Raw genomic sequence first — 17,636 nt, 5'->3', positions numbered from 1 at the left:
AAGTAAATTCATTCACCTACTTTTTAGTTGAATAAATTTATTATTAAAACTTTAAAAATGAATATAAAAGAAAGAACACCCGTTGCCATTTGTAGCGATTCATACTTTTTTGAAAAGGACAAATCCAGCAGTATATTAGTTATGGGCGTTGGAAATTATTTGATGGGCGATGAAGGAATTGGTGTTCAGGTTATTCAAGAAATGGCAAAGCATAAATTACCTGAATATGTTGATATTTTAGACGGTGGAACAGGTGGGTTTTTATTATTAAATTGCTTTGAAGCTTATTCAACAGTTATTTTTATAGATGCTACAATGGATGGGAAACCTGCTGGAACAATTTCATTAATTCGTCCAAAATTTGCTTCCGATTTCCCTTCAGCATTGAGTGTGCATGATGTTGGATTAAAAGATATGATTGAAGCAGTTTATTTAATGGAAAAAGTACCAGATATTCACTTATTTACAGTATCTATTGAAGAAATAGCGCCTATGACCCTTGAATTAAACCAAAAAGTAAAGGAGTCCATCCCTAAATTAATTACAAATATTTTAAATCATTCTAAAGAACTTCACCTAAAAAAATCGTAAATTTATAGCGTATTTTAATCCTATAAATTGAATGATAAAATCCTACAAAATTTCCTTTTCTGGTCAAGTTCAGGGTGTAGGATTTCGTCCGTATGTATATAACTTAGCCCTTAAATTTAATTTAAAAGGAACCGTTTCAAACAATGAAGATGGTGTCCTAATTTTTACAAGTGGAAATCCACAAAATATTTCTGCATTTTATAAAAAATTAACCGAGTTTCCACCGCCAATTTCAAAAATAAAAACCAAATCAATAATAGAAACAGAAAATTTAATATTTGAAGATTTTAGAATTATTCCTTCAACAAAAAATGGACAATTAAATTTACCATTAACTCCTGATTTTGCCATTTGTAAAGATTGTAAAAATGATATTGAAAACCCTGAAAACAGACGATATAATTACGCCTTTACAACTTGTGTAAATTGCGGTCCTCGTTGGGCAATTACGCAAACTTTTCCTTTTGAAAGAAGCAACACAAGTATAGATGAATTTCCAATGTGTGCCAAATGCAAAAAAGAATATAATTCACCGATAAATAGACGATTTCATTCCCAAACTAACACATGTTCAACTTGTGGAATTCAACTGAAATTGATTAATAATTTAGGTGAAACTATAAAAATTGAGCAATCTAATTTATTTAAAAAAATAGCTGCATTACTTTCCGAAGGAAATATAATTGGAATTAAAAACACAAGTGGTTATTTACTTTGCTGTAATGCCGAAAACCCAAAAATTGTTCAAAAATTACGGAATAAAAAACATCGACCAAATAAACCTTTTGCTGTGTTATATCCATCATTAAAATTTCTTCAAAAAGAAGTAATTTTAAATGATAAACAACTAAAGTCATTAGCTTCAGCCGAACGACCAATTAATATAGTTTCATTAGAAAACTACAAAGGAAAACTAGCTCTGCAACAAGTTGCACCAAATTTAAATCAACTTGGAATTATGTTGCCTTATACAGGGATATTGCAATTACTGGCTAATGAATTAAATTTTCCTATCGTTGCAACCAGTGGAAATATTCATGGTTCTCCAATTATTAGCACAAATGGAGATGCACTTGAAAAATTGCAACAAGTTGCTGATTATTTTTTACAACATAATTTAAAAATTGAACATCCACAGGATGATTCTGTTGTTAAATTTAGCACTAAATTTCAGCAGAAAGTATTGTTTCGACGCTCACTTGGATATGCTCCAAATTATTTAGAAGCTTCAATAAATTCTGAAGAAAAAATTTTGGCAATGGGTGCACATTTAAAAAGCACCATTGCTTTTTATCCAAACTCCAATTTATATATAAGTCAGTATTTAGGAAACCTCGATAATTTTGATGTTTACAATCGATTTACAGAAACAACAGAAAACTTTATTCAACTTTTTGAACAACAGCCAGAAATTATTTTAGTTGATAAACATCCAATGTATCAAAGCACGCAATTTGGAAAAGAATTAGCAAAAAAAACGAATTCAAAATTACTTGAAATTCAACATCACAAAGCACATTTTACGGCTGTTTTAGGAGAACATAATTTATTTAATGAAAAAGTACTGGGTGTTATTTTTGACGGAACAGGTTTTGGAGATGATGAAAACATTTGGGGAGGAGAGTTTTTTAGTTATCAAAACAATAAAATAGAGCGAATTGGTCAAGTTGAAAACTTTGATTGGTTGTTAGGAGACAAAATGTCTAAAGAACCTCGTTTATCTCTATTATCTTTGGCTTCCGAAGAAATGAAATCAATTTTGGAGCAAAAATTCACCTCAAACGAATTAAAAAATTATGGTTATTTAAAAAGTCAAAATAAATTAAAAACTTCATCTGTAGGTCGATTATTTGATGCAGTTGCTTCCATATTAAATATTACAGACTTTAATACTTATGAAGGCGAAGCTGCAATTTTATTGGAGAACTCAATTTCAAATTACGATTTAAGAACCTGTAAATCTTATAGCCAATTAACTTCATTAGGATTTTCAGCAAAAGAGATTATAAAAAACATCTATAAAGATGTTGAAAATGGCACTTCAAGAGAACAAATTATAACCAACTTTTTATTCTCTTTGGCTACTCATATTTTAAACTTTTCAAAAGTAAAAGGCTTTACTAAAATAGCGCTAAGCGGTGGCGTTTTTCAAAATACAACTTTGGTTGACATGTTATTAGAATTAGCTCCAAAAGAAATAAAATTGTACTTTCATAAAGATTTATCACCTAATGATGAAAACAGTTCCTTCGGACAATTAATGTATTATTTAAACATCAACAAATGAAATATTTAAGTGAGTATAGAAATTTAGAAGAAACTAAAAAGGTCTTGGATGAAATTCACAAAATAACTACTCGTGAATGGAATATTATGGAGATTTGTGGTGGACAAACTCATAGTTTAGTAAAAAACGGAATTTTAGAATTACTCCCTGAAAAAGTTAGAATGATTCACGGCCCTGGTTGTCCGGTTTGTGTTACACCCTTAAATTTAATTGATAAAGCCATTGAATTATTGGAACAAGGTGTTATTGTGTGCTCATTTGGCGATATGATACGTGTTCCAGGAAGTAAAAAAAGTTTATTAGAAACCAAAGCTTTGGGTGGTGATTTACGGATTTTGTATTCACCTATTGAAGCTATTTCAATTGCAAAAAAGAATCCAGACAAAGAAGTCGTGTTTTTTGCGGTGGGATTTGAAACTACAGCTCCAGCAAATGCATTGTCTGTTTTACATGCTGAAAAAGAAGGGATTACTAACTATTCCATTTTAGCTTCTCATGTACTGGTTCCACCAGCAATGGAAGCCATTTTAGATGACAAATTCTGCACTATAAATGCTTTTTTAGGTGCCGGTCATGTATGTGCAATTATGGGAACAAAAGAATATTATCCACTGGTTTCAAAATATAAAATTCCAATAGTTGTTACCGGTTTTGAACCTTTAGATTTGGTGCAGGGGATTTATATTGCAGTAAAACAATTAGAGGAAGGAAAGTATGAATTAGCCAATCAATATTCACGTATTGTAAAAGAAGAAGGCAATATAGCTGCCATTGATGTTATTAATAAAATCTTTGAAATTGGAAATAGAGAATGGCGTGGAATTGGCGAAATTCCAAATAGTGGATATGTTATAAAAGAAGCTTATAGAAAATACGATGCTGAAGAAAAGTTTAATATCAGTACAATAAAAGTACCTGAAAATCCAAACTGTATTGCAGGTGAAATTCTAAGAGGAATTAAAAAACCAAATCAATGTGATCAATTTGGAAAAACATGTAAACCATCAAATCCGTTAGGAGCCCCAATGGTTTCTTCGGAAGGTGCTTGTGCTGCATATTATCATTTTTCAACTAATTTAATCGACTAAAATGGACATAGAAAATATAGGTTTTGAAACCATCAATTTAGGACACGGAAGCGGCGGAGAGCTAACTAGAAATTTGTTAGATAAAATAATTTTTAAAACGTTTAGCAATCCGTATTTAGATCAAAAACACGACGGTTCTATTGTGAAAATTGAAGGTGAAGTTGCCATTTCAACTGATAGTTTTGTAATTACTCCAATTTTTTTTAAAGGTGGAAATATTGGTGAGTTGGCAGTTCATGGAACAGTAAATGATGTTGCAATGTGTGGCGCAATTCCAAAATATTTATCCTTGGCTTTTATTATTGAAGAAGGATTGAAAGTTTCAGAATTTATAGAAATTGTACAATCTATAAAAAAGGCTGCAGATGAAAGTGGCGTTTTAATTATTACGGGAGATACCAAAGTTGTTGAGCGCGGAAAAGGTGATAAAATATTTATTAATACTACTGGTTTTGGCCAAGTGCATCCGAAGGCAAATATATCAGTTCACAATATAAAAGAAGGTGATAAAATAATTGTAAACGGATTTATTGCACAACACGGAATGGCAATAATGAGCGAACGTGAAGGGTTGGAATTTGAATCTACTATAGAAAGTGATTCAACCAATTTAAACTTTTTAGTAAATGATTTATTAGATGTATTTGGCGATAAAATTAAATTATTTAGAGACCCAACACGTGGCGGTATAGGAACTGTTTTACATGAAATTGCTAATGATATAAACAAAGGAGTATTTTTAAAAGAAGCAATTATTCCTTTAGAAAAACAGGTTGCTGCAGCTTGTGAAATGTTAGGTTTAGATCCTATGTATGTTGCTAATGAAGGTGTGTTTCTAGTAGTTGTAGATCCAAGTGTAGAAAATGAAGTTTTAAATGTAATGAGAAATCATAAGAAAGGAAAAAATGCAGCAATTATAGGTGAAATTACAAATGAGCATCCCAATAAAGTAGTTATGGAAAGTTTGATTGGTGGTAAACGAATTGTAAGCCCTTTGGTTGGAGAACAATTACCTAGAATTTGTTAAAATTATAAAATACTTGTTTTTCCTACGAAGGCAGGAATCTCATTATTTATTTCTATTAGAGATACTTCGTTATCACTCAGTATGACAAAATAAGTGTCATTCTGAATGAAGTGAAACGGAATGAAGAATCTGCATTATTAAATGTTAGATTCCTGTCTTTGCAGGAATGACATATTCCACTTCGTCATGCTGAACTTGTTTCAGCATCTCATCCTAATGAATTACAACGTCCGCTTCATCTCAGTTCACATCTTCAAATTCTTACATCCACCGGAATAAAAGTTTAACTAATTAGCCAAAGTCCAATAAATACCAATAATTAAAGCAAATAAACCACTTGCTAAACATATTCCTTTAAAAAAGTTTGATTGTGTCCTTTTTTTGAATAATCAGAAACATGTCCAATCACCATTGCAAAAGATACAATAGCGATCAATGTTCCTATTGCAAATCCAACAATATATTTTGAAGAATCTAACTTTGTTACAAAACCAATAACAGGTAAAAACAATAAAAAATGAGCGACACCTGCCAATCCGTGTATAAATCCAACCGAGGTTGAGGCTATAATTCCTTGTTTTAAATTTGGATGTTTATGTGGGTGATTCTTTGCTAAATCATGAACGTGTTTATGCTAGTGTATCATTGGATTTCCATTGCTGTGCACATGAAAAAAATCTTAAAAAAGATCCAACAACCTAAAACTATTAAAACAACCCCAACAAATTGTTCACTATGTTCAGATATTTTTTCAATAGGAATTAACTCTTTAAACCCCAAAAATAATATGCCAATAAATAGCATTCCTAATAAATGACCAACCCCCCAAAACAAACCAACTTTCCAAGCTTTCTTTTTACTCTCAATGGCAAATGAAGTAACTGCTGCTAAATGATCCGGACCAGAAATCACATGTAACATTGCGCCAATAATACCTGCAAATAAAGGAAACGTTAACTCCATAAACTTTATAATTGGTACTCAAAGATACTTTAATTCTTAATTTATTCCAGAGAATCTTTAAGGAAACTTAGATCCAAATGAGTGGTATTTTTTCCTTTTTTTATAGCAATATAACTATGTACATTTCCAATTTCGGAAATAAGAGATAATTTGGTTTGTACAAACGTTTCATAAGCATCAATATCAGCTATTACTATTTTCACTAAAAAGTCGAAATTACCTGAAACTTGGTAGCATTCAGTAACTTCTTCAAAACTGTTTACTTGCTTTAGAAAATTCTGTAAATAACTTCGGGTATGCCCTTTTAGTTTTACACCAATAAAAATAGTTTGTTTCAATCCTATTTTTCGTTCGTTCAATATTGCTACATATTTATCAATAAAACCTTCTTTTTCTAATTTTTTAATTCTTTCAAATACTGGAGTAGATGAAAGATTTAGTCTTTCCGCTAATTTTTTTGTGGTAATTCTGCAGTCGTTCTGAAGGATTTCTAGAATTTTAAAATCTATTTTATCTAATTTGGATTTCATTTTAGAAGAATATTCTTTTTAGTTACTATGATAATTATCATTTAAAGAATAAAGATACATAAAAAATGACTTTTCTAGTTAAAAACACCAAATTAACTAACTCAAATAGTTAAAAAAAACATCTACTCTTGTTATTGTATAAATTTGTTAAAGGTGTAAATAGTATTTATACCTAAAAATTATAACATATGAATACTAAAACTAAATCTATAAAATCTCTTTTTAAACCTTATTTAACAGTTAAAAACGCTTACAAAGGCGGAAAAAGTGTTTTGCCAAAAAATAAAGACCAAAAAGTATTTAAGCTTTCTTCCAATGAAAACCCAATAGGATCTTCACCTTTAGCTATAGAAGCTATTAAAAATTCTATTGAAAATTTACATTTATATCCTGATGCAACAGATATTAGACTGCGGGAAGCTTTAGAAATTTATTATAATTATCAATTAACAAAGGACCAATTTATTTGCGCGGCGAGTGGTTCTGAAATAATTGATTTAGTTATTCGAGCTTTTGTTAAAGAAGGAGACGAGGTGATTGTTTCAACACCTTGTTTTGTGCCTTACAAAATGTTTTCTCGTTGGTCTGGCGCAACGGTTGTTGATATCCCTTTATTTGAAGATAATTACGGTTTAAATATGGAAGGAATACTTAATGCTATTACTAAAAAAACAAGAATCATTTTTTTAACAAGTCCAAACAATCCAACAGGATCTTATATTTCAAAAGTAGAGTTAGAATTTTTATTGAATAAACTACCTCAAGATATTGTTGTGGTATTTGACGAAGTTTATTGGCACTTTGCAAATGCACAAGATTATACAACGGCGTTACCCTACATTTCTAAATATCCTAATTTAATTGCTATTAATAGTTTTTCAAAAACCTATGGATTGGCATCTCTAAGAGTTGGCTATTCTTATATGAATGAAGAAGTTGCAGCTTATTTACGCCAAATTTGTAAGCCCTTTTTAATTACTAAATTATCTTTGGAAGGCTCGATAGCTTCTTTAAAAGATACTGATTTTATTGAAAAAACCATTGATACAATTCGGTCAGAGAAAATCTATTTGCAAGAACAGTTTAACAAACTTGAAATTCGGTTTTATCCAACTCAAGCTAATTTTTATTTAATAAACCCACCTATTCCATCCAGTGAGTTTGTGCAATTTTTAGCTGAAGAAGGAATTGCCGTTAGACCTGTTGATAATTTTGGAGCTACTGGAAAAGTAAGAATCTCAATAGGAACACGAGAGGCTAATGAAGCTTTAATAAAATCAATTAGAAAACTGAAAGTAATTTCACTTAACTAATTGTTGGAGTATAAAACTAAAAAAATCATATTTATGGCACGTTATCACACTTTAGGAACCATTCCTAGTAAAAGACATACTGTATTTAGTAATCCCAAAGGCGGTTTGTATCAAGAAGAACTTTTTGGAACAGCTGGTTTTTCTGGGATTTCATCACTTTTGTATCACGTGAATCCTCCAACAGTTGTAAACGAAATTACAAATTTAGGTTCGGTTTCTCCAAGAATAGGAGTTGAAAAAAACATGAAAGCTTTGAGTTTTAAAGGGTTTTCATTAAAGCCAGAAAAAGACTATTTAGAAAGTAGAAAAACGTTGTTTGTAAATAACGATTTACACATTGGTTTAGCCGCTCCAAAACAATTTTCAAAAGATTATTTCTATAAAAATGCTGATGCCGATGAAATGCTGTTCATTCATAAAGGTTCAGGAAAATTAAAAACTTGTTACGGATCAATTTCATTTGAATATGGAGATTATGTTATTATTCCAAAAGGCGTAGTTTATCAAATTGAATTTGATAATGAAGATAACCGAATTTTATATGTAGAATCTTTTGAACCCATTTTCACACCAAAAAGATACCGCAATAATTTTGGTCAATTATTAGAACATTCACCCTTTTGCGAACGTGATTTTAAATTACCAATAAATCTTGAAACTATAGATGAAAAAGGAGATTTTAAAGTAAAAGTGAAAAAGCATGGAAATATGTGGGAATATAGTTATGGAAACCACCCTTTTGATGTTGTTGGATGGGATGGATTTCATTATCCTTTTGCATTTTCAATTCACAATTTTGAACCTATAACTGGAAGAATTCACATGCCACCTCCTATTCATCAAACTTGGGAGTCGGCAGGATTTGTCGTGTGCAGTTTTGTGCCTAGAATGTATGATTATCATCCAAAATCCGTTCCAGCTCCATACCATCATTCAAACATAGATTCTGATGAACTATTATATTATGTTGATGGAGATTTTATGAGTAGAAATAACATTGAAAAAGGTCAGATTACTCTGCATCCAGGCGGAATTCCTCACGGTCCTCATCCAGGAGCAATTGAACGAAGTATTGGTAAAAAAGAAACTGAAGAACTAGCTGTAATGATTGATCCTTTTAGGCCATTATCTATTACTGAAGAAGCATTAAAATTACAGGTTGAAGATTACTATAAATCTTGGAAAACACACTAAAAATATTAAAAAATGTCAGCAGAAATAAAAAATTTAAAAGACTTACAAAACACCGAATATTCCTTAAAGAAATTATTTAATGATGCCGAAGATTTTCTGCCTTTATTAGGGACAGATTATGTTGAATTGTATGTTGGAAATGCAAAGCAATCGGCCCATTATTATAAAACTGCGTTTGGCTTTCAATCTGAAGCTTATGCAGGTTTAGAAACAGGAATGAAAGATCGGGTTTCATATGTTTTGAAACAGGACAAAATCAGATTAGTTTTAACAACTTCATTAAAAGAAGGAGGAGAAATTAATGAGCATATTAATAAACACGGAGATGGTGTAAAAGTTATGGCACTTTGGGTGGAAGACGCAACAAAAGCTTGGGAAGAAACTACAAAAAGAGGTGCCAAATCTTATATGAAACCAACAAGAGAAGATGATGGTGAAAACGGATATGTAGTTCGATCTGGAATTCATACGTATGGAGATACGGTTCATGTTTTTGTTGAAAGAAAAAACTATTCAGGAATATTTTTACCAAATTTTAAAAAATGGGAAACACACTATAATCCTAGTCCGGTTGGATTAAAATTTGTTGACCATATGGTTGGAAATGTTGGCTGGAACGAAATGAATAAATGGTGCGAATTTTATGCGAAAGTGATGGGGTTTGCTCAAATAATTTCGTTTGATGATAATGATATTTCGACTGATTTTACTGCTTTAATGAGTAAAGTAATGTCCAATGGAAATGGAAGAATTAAATTTCCAATAAATGAACCAGCTGAAGGAAAAAAGAAATCGCAAATTGAAGAATATATTGATTTTTATAATGGCCCAGGAGTTCAGCATATTGCAGTAGCAACAAATAATATTGTAGCTACAGTTTCAAAAATGAGAGATAGAGGTGTTGAGTTTTTATATGTTCCTGAAAATTATTATGATGATTTGTTAGAGCGTGTTGGAGAAATTGATGAAGATATTGAGGTTTTAAAAAAACATGGTATTTTAATTGACCGAGATGATGAAGGATATTTATTGCAATTATTTACAAAACCAGTGGTAGACAGACCAACAATGTTTTTTGAAGTTATTCAAAGAAAAGGAGCACAATCATTTGGAAAAGGTAACTTTAAAGCATTGTTTGAAGCAATTGAAAGAGAACAAGAAAATAGAGGAACCCTTTAATTTATAGGTATCGAATTTGAAAACTAATTATCAAATATTATTAAATAGTGTGACTAAAAAGTTGCCAAAACATTTACTTAAATTTATTGTAAAACAACCTTATGAAGCATATACAGCTCAAAATCAAGCTGTATGGAGGTATGTAATGCGATTAAATATTGATTATTTAAAAAATACTGCTCATAGTTACTATTTAGAAGGATTAGAAAAAACTGGAATTTCAATAGATAACATTCCTAAAATGGAAGGAATGAATCGAATTTTAAAAGAAATTGGATGGGCTGCTGTTGCTGTTGATGGATTTATTCCTCCAAACGCGTTTATGGAATTTCAGGCGTATAATGTTTTGGTAATTGCATCGGATATTAGAACACTTGAACATATTGAATATACGCCCGCTCCAGACATCATTCACGAAGCTGCTGGTCACGCTCCTATTATTGCAAATCCCGAATATGCTGAATATTTAAGACGTTTTGGCGAAATTGGAAGTAAGGCAATTTCTTCTGATAAAGATTATGAAATGTATGAGGCCGTTAGGCATTTATCTATTGTAAAAGAAGATCCGAACACTTCAAAAGACGAAATTGAAAAAGCAATGGAAGCTGTCAATAAACTCCAAAATAATTTGGGCGATTTGTCTGAAATGGCTCAAATAAGAAACCTGCATTGGTGGACTGTTGAATATGGTTTAATTGGTGAGTTAGAAAATCCTAAAATTTATGGAGCTGGATTATTATCTTCAATTGGCGAAAGCAAATCTTGTTTAAAAAATGAGGTTATAAAAATAGCGTATTCAATAGAAGCAGCAAAAATGAATTTTGATATTACAAAACCACAACCACAATTATTTGTAACTCCTAATTTTGCCCATTTAAGCTATGTTTTAGAAAAATTTGCAAATACGATGGCGCTGCGAAAAGGTGGTTTGTCTGGTATTGAAAAATTGATAGCTTCAACTAATATTGGAACTATTGAATTAAGTACGGGCTTACAAATTTCAGGAGTTTTTACAAATGTTATTAGCAATGAAAACAAACCGATTTATATTCAAACAACTGGTGAAACTGCTTTGGCTTCAAGAGATAAAGAATTGATTGGCCACGGCGTAAACTATCATAAAGAGGGATTTGGAAGCCCAATTGGAAAACTTGAAGGAATTAATTTGGCTATTGAAAATATGTCTCCCAAAGATTTGGAAGTATATGGTATTTATGAAGGATTAAAAACAGAATTACTTTTTGAAGGTGGCATAAAAGTTAGCGGACAAATTATTACCGGAAAAAGAGATTTACAAGGAAAAATTTTATTGATTTCATTTAAAAATTGTACCGTTACTTATAAGAACGAAGTTTTATTTAAACAAGAGTGGGGAATTTATGATATGGCTGTTGGAAAAGAAATAGTTTCAGCGTTTTCTGGTCCTGCATCTTGCGAATCTTTTAATGATATTTATAAAGTTCCTAAAGAGAAAACCCACAAAATATCCTATTTTGAAAAAGAATTAAAACTTCACTCTTATTATAAAAGCATTAGAACAATAAGAGAATCAAAAGAAATAGCGTTAGAAAAAATTGAAATTATTTTTAATGATGTTTTAGAAAATTATTCTGAAGAATGGTTGTTATTTTTGGAAATTTATGAATTAGTTAATACTATTAATAATAGTTTTTCAAAAAAAGTTTTAACTAAATTGGTTGAACTTAAACAAAACAAAAAACACAAAAAATTAATTGAAGATGGTTTGAATTTACTGTCTTAATAATATTAAATAAAAATACAATGAACACGTGGTTTAAAATTTCTGAAAATTCAGATTTTACGATATATAATATTCCGTTTGGAATTTTTTCAACTCCAACTTTAGAAAAAAGAGTTGGTATTGCAATTGGAGAATCTGTTTTGGACTTGACAATTGCTTTTGAATTAGGATTATTTAGAAGCTTAAATATTTCAAAAACAGTTTTTGAATCCAACTTTTTAAACGATTTTATTTCATTGGGTAAATCAGTTACAAATAAAGTTAGAACAATTATTCAAGAAGAATTATGTACTAATAATTCTGTATTAAAAACTTCAAAAGAAGCATTTATTCATCAAAATGAGGTAGAAATGCATTTACCCGTAAAAATTGGAGATTATACCGATTTTTATTCAAGTATTGAGCACGCTACAAATGTTGGAATGATGTTTAGAGATCCTGAAAATGCTTTATTACCAAATTGGAAACACATTCCAGTTGGTTATCACGGCAGAGCTTCTTCAATAATGGTAAGCGGGAAAAATATTTACAGACCAAAAGGTCAAGTTTTAAAACCAAATGAAACTTCTCCAGTTTTTCAACCTTCAGCAAGAGTTGATTTTGAATTAGAAATGGGGTTTATAATTGGCAAGCAAACCGAAGTTGGAGATTCAGTTTCAATAGAAAAAGCAGAAGAGTATATTTTTGGAAAAGTGCTTTTTAATGATTGGTCGGCAAGAGATATTCAAAAATGGGAATATGTTCCTTTAGGACCTTTTTTAGCAAAAAACTTTGCTTCATCAATGTCTCCTTGGGTAGTAACAATGGAAGCTTTGGAACCTTTTAGAGTTTCTGGTCCAGTACAAAATCCAAAAGTATTAACGCATTTAGAATATTCAGGATTGAAAAATTTCGATATTAATTTAGAAGTTTTAATTGCGCCAAATGAAAAAGATGAAACAGTTGTAAGTAAGTCAAATTTCAAATATATGTATTGGAATATGTCGCAACAATTGGCGCATCACACAAGTAATGGGTGTAACTTAAATGTTGGAGATTTAATGGCTTCAGGAACTATAAGTGGCAAAAATAAAGACTCATATGGTTCGATGTTAGAATTATCTTGGGGAGGAAAAAATACGGTTAAACTTAATAATGGAGAAAATCGTAAATTTATTGAAGATTATGACACGGTTATTATGAGAGGTTATTGTGAAAAAGACGAAATAAGAGTTGGTTTTGGTGAAGTTAGAGCTCAAATTTTACCTTCAAAATAAATAAGTATGAAACATACAACTTCCATAGATCCAAATTCAATTTCAACTAAAGATTTGCATAGTATTTTACTAACGGCGATTGCGCCAAGACCCATTGCGTTTGCAAGTACCATAAATTTAAAAGGAGAAGTAAATTTAAGTCCGTTTAGTTTTTTTAATGTGTTTAGTTCAAATCCGCCTATTTTGATTTTTTCACCTTCCAGAAGAGTAAGGGATAACACTACAAAACATACGTTGCAAAATGTTGAAGAGGTAAAAGAAGTTGTAATTAACATTGTTAATTTTCCTATTGTAGAACAAATGTCTTTATCAAGTACCGAATATGAAGAAGGAGTAAATGAATTTAAAAAATCTGGACTTACTGAAGTTTCTTCAGTAAAAGTAAAACCACCTCGAGTTTTAGAATCTCCGGTTTCTTTTGAATGTAAAGTTGAAAATATAATTCATTTAGGAAATGAAGGAGGAGCGGGAAATTTGGTGATTTGTAAAGTGGTTTATATTCATATAAAAAATGAATTTTTGGATAAAAATAACAATTTAGACACTAAAAAATTAGATCTAGTTGCTCGTTTAGGTGGAAGTTGGTACGCAAGAGTTACAGAAGATTCTTTATTTGAAATTCCAAAACCAGTTGTAGCTAAAGGAATTGGTGTAGATAATTTACCTAAACATATTTTTAAAACGAACATTCTTACAGGAAATAATATTGGAAGATTAGGGAATTATGAAAATATTCCAACAAAAAAAGAAATAGAAAAAATGCCTGAAATTTTGGAAGTTTTAAACATTGAAAATGAACAGTTAAAAATTGAAGCTCTTCATCAATTGGTGAAATTAGAACTAGAAAATAATAATTTAGAAAGAGCAATAAGTATTTTATTTTGTCTTTAGAGATTTCTTTTAAAACATTATAAAATAAAGCAATTTAATGATTCAAGTATTAATCATGAAGTACTGGAATGAAAAATCATAAAAAAGGTAAAAACACAGCAATTATAGGTGAAATTACTAACGAACATCCAAACAAAGTTGTAATGGAAAGTTTAATTGGTGGTAAACGAATTGTAAGCCCTTTGGTTGGGGAACAATTACCTAGAATTTGTTAAAATTATAAAATAGTTGTCATTTCTACGAATGCAGAAATCTCATTATTTATTTCTATTAGAGATACTTCGTTATCACTCAGTATGACAAAATAAGTGTCATTCTGAATGAAGTGAAACGGGATGAAGAATCTGCATTATTAAATGTTAGATTCCTGTCTTCGCAGGAATGACATATTCCACTTCGTCATGTGAACTTGTTTCAGCATCTCATCCTAATGAATTTCAACGTCCGCTTCATCTCAGTTCACATCTTTAAATTCTTACATCCACGGGAATAAAAGTTTAACTAATTAGCCAAAGTCCAATAAATACCAATAATTAAAGCAAATAAACCACTTGCCAAACGAATTCCTTTAAAAAAGGTTTGATTGTGTCCTTTTTTTGAATAATCAGAAGCATGTCCAATAACCATTGCAAAAGATACCATAGCGATCAATGTTCCTATTGCAAATCCAACAATATATTTTGAAGAATCTAGCTTTGTTGCAAAACCAATAACCGGTAAAAACAATAAAAAATGAGCGACACCTGCCAATCCGTGTATAAATCCAACCGAGGTTGAGGCTATAATTCCTTGTTTTAAATTTGGATGTTTGTGCGTGTGATTTTTTTCTAAATCATGAACGTGTTTGTGCTCGTGTATCATTGGATTCCCATTGCTATGCACATGAACATGCTTATGTTTTTTTTCTTCTTTAAAAATCTTAAAAAAAATCCAGCAACCTAAAACAATTAAAACAACCCCGACAAATTGCTCACTATGTTCAGATATTTTTTCAATAGGAATTAATTCTTTAAAAAATAAAAATAAAACACCGATAAATAACATTCCCAATAAATGCCCAATTCCCCAAAACAAGCCAACTTTCCATGCTTTCTTTTTACTCTCAATAGCAAATGGAGTAACTGCAGCTAAATGATCTGGACCAGCAATAACATGCAACATTGCAGCAATAATACCAGCAAACAAAGGAAACGTTAACTCCATAACACACAAGGATAATAAAATATAAATTTACAATTTATTATCTAAATTTTATAAATTTTCAATTTCAAATAATATAAAAACCTTTGCTTGGGCAAAAACAAAAATTAAAGGAAATAAAATTATAATTTGGAATAAAAATTTAAAAAAAACTAATTCTTATAAAATTTGAAGGGCTGACAAACCTTCAAAAGCTAATTAATTTAAAATAGATGGATTGCCTGCAAGCCTATTTGAGGTTACAAAGTAGTAACATTATTAAATAAAAATAAATTTAGTAATCAAATAACTAAAGAATGTGTTATTTTTCATTTTAACCACAACAGATGAATACTTGTTTAATTAAAATGTTGGTACAACTTAAAATACACCTTTTAAAGTTACATCTGTAAAAATAAAAAACTCTTGAAAATCAAAAGATTAACAAGAGTTTTTGTACTCGAGATGGGACTTGAACCCATACGGGCCTTACAGCCCACTGGATTTTAAGTCCAGCGTGTCTACCAATTCCACCACTCGAGCATTGGTATTTTATATATTGTAGAGCGAAAGACGGGATTTGAACCCGCGACCTCCACCTTGGCAAGGTGATGCTCTACCCCTGAGCTACTTTCGCAGTCATATTTTTAAGAACGTTACATTTAAATTTTACCTCAAATGCGAGTGCAAATTTAAAACAATTCTTAAAACAACAAAGCCTTTTTCAAAAATTATTCAAATTATTTTTTAATCTCCTTATTTTAAGGTTGTAATTCTCTAATAATAAAATATCTTTGCAGTGATTTTAATTAAATTAAATGAATCAAATTTCAAATTCTATTACTAAAAAAGTGAATTTCTCTGCAATTTTTAGCGATTTTAAGCAATTAACAAAAGTTGGTTTATCCCTAAGTGTTGTTTTTTCATCATTAGCCGGGTATTTATTAGCTGTTGAAGAAATACAATTTACCACGCTAATTTTGTTGGCAGTTGGAGGTTATTTAATGGTAGGCGCGTCAAATGCTTTTAATCAAATTATTGAAAAAGATACGGATGCTTTAATGAAACGCACTATGAACAGACCTCTGCCAACTGGTAGAATGCATGTTTCCATGGCATTAGTTATCGCAATTTCATTTACTATTGTTGGTTTGGCCATATTATATAGCATTAATCCTAAAAGTGCCTTATTTGGTGCCATTTCCATTTTTTTATATACCAGTATTTACACGCCTTTAAAAGCGGTAACACCATTATCTGTTTTTGTAGGAGCGATTCCTGGAGCAATTCCTTTTATGCTTGGTTGGGTAGCTGCAACAAATACTTTTTCTATTGAACCTGGAATGCTGTTTTTAATTCAGTTCTTTTGGCAATTCCCTCATTTTTGGGCAATAGCTTGGTTGCAATATGATGAATATAAAAAAGCAGGTTTTAATCTAATGCCAATGGGTCAAAAAAATAAAAAAGCAGTTATTCAAATAATAATTTACACTATTTGTTTAATAATTGTTTCTATTATTCCAGTATTAAAAATGACAGGAAGTTTTTATATTTATCCTGTAACTGCTGTTATTTTAGTAGCATTGGGAAGTACAATGTTATATTATGCTATAAAATTATATAAACATCAATCAAATAAGGAGGCAAGACAACTTATGCTATCTAGTGTCTTATACATAACTTTGATTCAAGTAATATATGTAGTTGATAAATTTTTACATTAAAAAAGAATTAACAGAATGAAAAAATCTTTAGAACAAGAATATAAACAAGCTCAAAGAAAGTCAGCCAAACCAATGTTATGGGTTTCAATGATAAGTATGACCATGATGTTTGCAGGTTTAACAAGTGCATATGTAGTTAGCCGTAAACGAAGCGATTGGGTTTCGTTTGATTTACCTCAAGCATTTTATATAAGTACACTTTTAATAATTATAAGTAGCATTACTTTTATACTTGCAAAATACTTCATTAAAAAAGACAATCGCCCGTTAACCAGTGTTTTATTATTAATTACACTGCTTTTAGGAATTGGATTTATATATTTTCAATTTGAAGGATTTAATGAATTGTTTAATGCAGGATTGGTTTTTGCAGGCGAACATAGCACCGTTAAATCTTCATTTATTTATGGAATTACGCTAGCTCATTTAGCACATATTGCTGCAGGTATTATTGTACTTTTAGTAGTGTTATTTAATCATTTCAATAAAAAATATTCTTCCAAAGATTCTCTTGGATTAGAACTTGGTGCTATTTTCTGGCATTTTGTTGATATCTTGTGGATTTACTTGTTTTTATTTTTCTATTTTATTAGATAAAAAAAATAATGTATTTTTGGCGGAACTAAAACTAAAAAATCAAAACAAATCTTAT

General features: G+C 30.4%; 17 protein-coding genes and 2 tRNA genes. 13 read left to right on the top strand and 6 right to left on the bottom strand.

All coding sequences use genetic code 11. The features are described 5' to 3' along the window. Window positions 1-57: 57 nt before the first annotated feature. The 4 genes from CHB63_RS11825 to hypE are packed head-to-tail and all read left to right on the top strand — an operon-like array spanning window position 58 to window position 4,993. A complete protein-coding gene (locus CHB63_RS11825; protein ID WP_089378688.1) occupies window positions 58-591 on the top strand; it encodes a hydrogenase maturation protease in 534 nt (177 codons plus the stop codon). A 31-nt stretch (window positions 592-622) separates the two neighbouring features. Then, the gene (hypF, locus tag CHB63_RS11820; RefSeq protein ID WP_089378687.1) at window positions 623-2,878 is read left to right on the top strand and encodes a carbamoyltransferase HypF; all 2,256 of its coding nucleotides are present in this window, start codon (window positions 623-625) and stop codon (window positions 2,876-2,878) included. Then, complete coding sequence (hypD, locus tag CHB63_RS11815) at window positions 2,875-3,966, top strand: hydrogenase formation protein HypD (RefSeq protein ID WP_089378686.1); 1,092 nt, start codon at window positions 2,875-2,877, stop codon at window positions 3,964-3,966. Before hypF ends, hypD begins: the two co-directional genes overlap by 4 nt. Window position 3,967: 1 nt before the next feature. Further along, window positions 3,968-4,993, top strand: a complete 1,026-nt coding sequence (gene hypE, locus CHB63_RS11810; RefSeq protein ID WP_089378685.1) for a hydrogenase expression/formation protein HypE — start codon at window positions 3,968-3,970, stop codon at window positions 4,991-4,993. A gap of 340 nt (window positions 4,994-5,333) precedes the next feature. Here the strand turns inward: hypE and CHB63_RS17055 are convergent, their stop codons facing one another. The 3 genes from CHB63_RS17055 to CHB63_RS11800 all read right to left on the bottom strand — a co-directional run bounded on the left by CHB63_RS17055 (window position 5,334) and on the right by CHB63_RS11800 (window position 6,486). Beyond that, entirely contained in the window at window positions 5,334-5,528 is a 195-nt protein-coding gene (locus CHB63_RS17055) for a hypothetical protein (protein ID WP_141107305.1), read from the bottom strand. 107 nt (window positions 5,529-5,635) lie between these two features. After that, window positions 5,636-5,956: a hypothetical protein gene (locus CHB63_RS11805; protein ID WP_089378684.1), complete on the bottom strand. Its 321-nt coding sequence runs from the start codon at window positions 5,954-5,956 to the stop codon at window positions 5,636-5,638. A gap of 41 nt (window positions 5,957-5,997) precedes the next feature. Next, window positions 5,998-6,486 carry an Lrp/AsnC family transcriptional regulator gene (locus CHB63_RS11800; RefSeq protein WP_089378683.1) on the bottom strand — a complete coding sequence of 163 codons (489 nt, stop codon included), beginning with the start codon at window positions 6,484-6,486 and terminating at the stop codon, window positions 5,998-6,000. 188 nt (window positions 6,487-6,674) lie between these two features. On the opposite strand from CHB63_RS11800, the gene hisC reads away from it, so the two are divergent. The 7 genes from hisC to CHB63_RS17175 all read left to right on the top strand — a co-directional run bounded on the left by hisC (window position 6,675) and on the right by CHB63_RS17175 (window position 14,296). Further along, window positions 6,675-7,799 (top strand): histidinol-phosphate transaminase, encoded by a 1,125-nt coding sequence (gene hisC / locus CHB63_RS11795; RefSeq protein ID WP_089378682.1) that lies wholly within the window; start codon window positions 6,675-6,677, stop codon window positions 7,797-7,799. A gap of 33 nt (window positions 7,800-7,832) precedes the next feature. Beyond that, window positions 7,833-8,993, top strand: a complete 1,161-nt coding sequence (locus CHB63_RS11790; protein WP_089378681.1) for a homogentisate 1,2-dioxygenase — start codon at window positions 7,833-7,835, stop codon at window positions 8,991-8,993. A gap of 12 nt (window positions 8,994-9,005) precedes the next feature. Next, the gene (gene hppD, locus CHB63_RS11785) at window positions 9,006-10,172 is read left to right on the top strand and encodes a 4-hydroxyphenylpyruvate dioxygenase (protein ID WP_089378680.1); all 1,167 of its coding nucleotides are present in this window, start codon (window positions 9,006-9,008) and stop codon (window positions 10,170-10,172) included. 16 nt (window positions 10,173-10,188) lie between these two features. After that, window positions 10,189-11,934: an aromatic amino acid hydroxylase gene (locus CHB63_RS11780; RefSeq protein ID WP_089378679.1), complete on the top strand. Its 1,746-nt coding sequence runs from the start codon at window positions 10,189-10,191 to the stop codon at window positions 11,932-11,934. Between the two features lie 20 nt (window positions 11,935-11,954). Continuing rightward, window positions 11,955-13,190, top strand: a complete 1,236-nt coding sequence (gene fahA, locus CHB63_RS11775; protein WP_089378678.1) for a fumarylacetoacetase — start codon at window positions 11,955-11,957, stop codon at window positions 13,188-13,190. A 6-nt stretch (window positions 13,191-13,196) separates the two neighbouring features. Next, window positions 13,197-14,081: a flavin reductase family protein gene (locus tag CHB63_RS11770; protein ID WP_089378677.1), complete on the top strand. Its 885-nt coding sequence runs from the start codon at window positions 13,197-13,199 to the stop codon at window positions 14,079-14,081. Between the two features lie 68 nt (window positions 14,082-14,149). Beyond that, window positions 14,150-14,296 (top strand): hypothetical protein, encoded by a 147-nt coding sequence (locus tag CHB63_RS17175; protein WP_176420359.1) that lies wholly within the window; start codon window positions 14,150-14,152, stop codon window positions 14,294-14,296. A 286-nt stretch (window positions 14,297-14,582) separates the two neighbouring features. Here the strand turns inward: CHB63_RS17175 and CHB63_RS11765 are convergent, their stop codons facing one another. The 3 genes from CHB63_RS11765 to CHB63_RS11755 form a co-directional block, all read right to left on the bottom strand. After that, the gene (locus tag CHB63_RS11765; protein WP_089378676.1) at window positions 14,583-15,284 is read right to left on the bottom strand and encodes an urease accessory protein UreH domain-containing protein; all 702 of its coding nucleotides are present in this window, start codon (window positions 15,282-15,284) and stop codon (window positions 14,583-14,585) included. 433 nt (window positions 15,285-15,717) lie between these two features. Further along, window positions 15,718-15,803 (bottom strand) — tRNA-Leu (locus tag CHB63_RS11760). A gap of 22 nt (window positions 15,804-15,825) precedes the next feature. Further along, a tRNA-Gly gene (locus tag CHB63_RS11755) sits at window positions 15,826-15,897 on the bottom strand. A 181-nt stretch (window positions 15,898-16,078) separates the two neighbouring features. Here CHB63_RS11755 and cyoE point away from each other — a divergent pair. Continuing rightward, on the top strand, window positions 16,079-16,984 hold the full coding sequence (cyoE, locus tag CHB63_RS11750) for a heme o synthase (protein ID WP_089378675.1): 906 nt from the start codon (window positions 16,079-16,081) through the stop codon (window positions 16,982-16,984). A 15-nt stretch (window positions 16,985-16,999) separates the two neighbouring features. Continuing rightward, on the top strand, window positions 17,000-17,581 hold the full coding sequence (locus tag CHB63_RS11745; RefSeq protein ID WP_089378674.1) for a cytochrome c oxidase subunit 3: 582 nt from the start codon (window positions 17,000-17,002) through the stop codon (window positions 17,579-17,581). The last annotated feature ends 55 nt before the right edge of the window (window positions 17,582-17,636 follow it).

It is taken from the genome of Lutibacter flavus (assembly GCF_900188355.1).
GTDB classification, from domain to species: Bacteria; Bacteroidota; Bacteroidia; order Flavobacteriales; family Flavobacteriaceae; genus Lutibacter; species Lutibacter flavus.
Note: the sequence above shows the minus strand (reverse complement) of the source record. Positions and strands in the feature narration are given on the sequence as shown.

Bases quoted from the DNA above. Each gene is read 5' to 3' on its own strand.
- hypD (WP_089378686.1), top strand. From the start codon at position 2,875: ATGAAATATTTAAGTGAGTATAGAAATTTAGAAGAAACTAAAAAGGTC.
- hypE (WP_089378685.1), top strand. From the start codon at position 3,968: ATGGACATAGAAAATATAGGTTTTGAAACCATCAATTTAGGACACGGA.
- hisC (WP_089378682.1), top strand. From the start codon at position 6,675: ATGAATACTAAAACTAAATCTATAAAATCTCTTTTTAAACCTTATTTA.
- hypF (WP_089378687.1), top strand. From the start codon at position 623: ATGATAAAATCCTACAAAATTTCCTTTTCTGGTCAAGTTCAGGGTGTA.
- hppD (WP_089378680.1), top strand. From the start codon at position 9,006: ATGTCAGCAGAAATAAAAAATTTAAAAGACTTACAAAACACCGAATAT.
- CHB63_RS11790 (WP_089378681.1), top strand. From the start codon at position 7,833: ATGGCACGTTATCACACTTTAGGAACCATTCCTAGTAAAAGACATACT.
- CHB63_RS11805 (WP_089378684.1), bottom strand. From the start codon at position 5,956: ATGGAGTTAACGTTTCCTTTATTTGCAGGTATTATTGGCGCAATGTTA.
- CHB63_RS11800 (WP_089378683.1), bottom strand. From the start codon at position 6,486: ATGAAATCCAAATTAGATAAAATAGATTTTAAAATTCTAGAAATCCTT.
- cyoE (WP_089378675.1), top strand. From the start codon at position 16,079: ATGAATCAAATTTCAAATTCTATTACTAAAAAAGTGAATTTCTCTGCA.
- CHB63_RS11745 (WP_089378674.1), top strand. From the start codon at position 17,000: ATGAAAAAATCTTTAGAACAAGAATATAAACAAGCTCAAAGAAAGTCA.
- CHB63_RS17175 (WP_176420359.1), top strand. From the start codon at position 14,150: ATGAAAAATCATAAAAAAGGTAAAAACACAGCAATTATAGGTGAAATT.
- CHB63_RS11825 (WP_089378688.1), top strand. From the start codon at position 58: ATGAATATAAAAGAAAGAACACCCGTTGCCATTTGTAGCGATTCATAC.
- CHB63_RS11765 (WP_089378676.1), bottom strand. From the start codon at position 15,284: ATGGAGTTAACGTTTCCTTTGTTTGCTGGTATTATTGCTGCAATGTTG.
- CHB63_RS11770 (WP_089378677.1), top strand. From the start codon at position 13,197: ATGAAACATACAACTTCCATAGATCCAAATTCAATTTCAACTAAAGAT.
- fahA (WP_089378678.1), top strand. From the start codon at position 11,955: ATGAACACGTGGTTTAAAATTTCTGAAAATTCAGATTTTACGATATAT.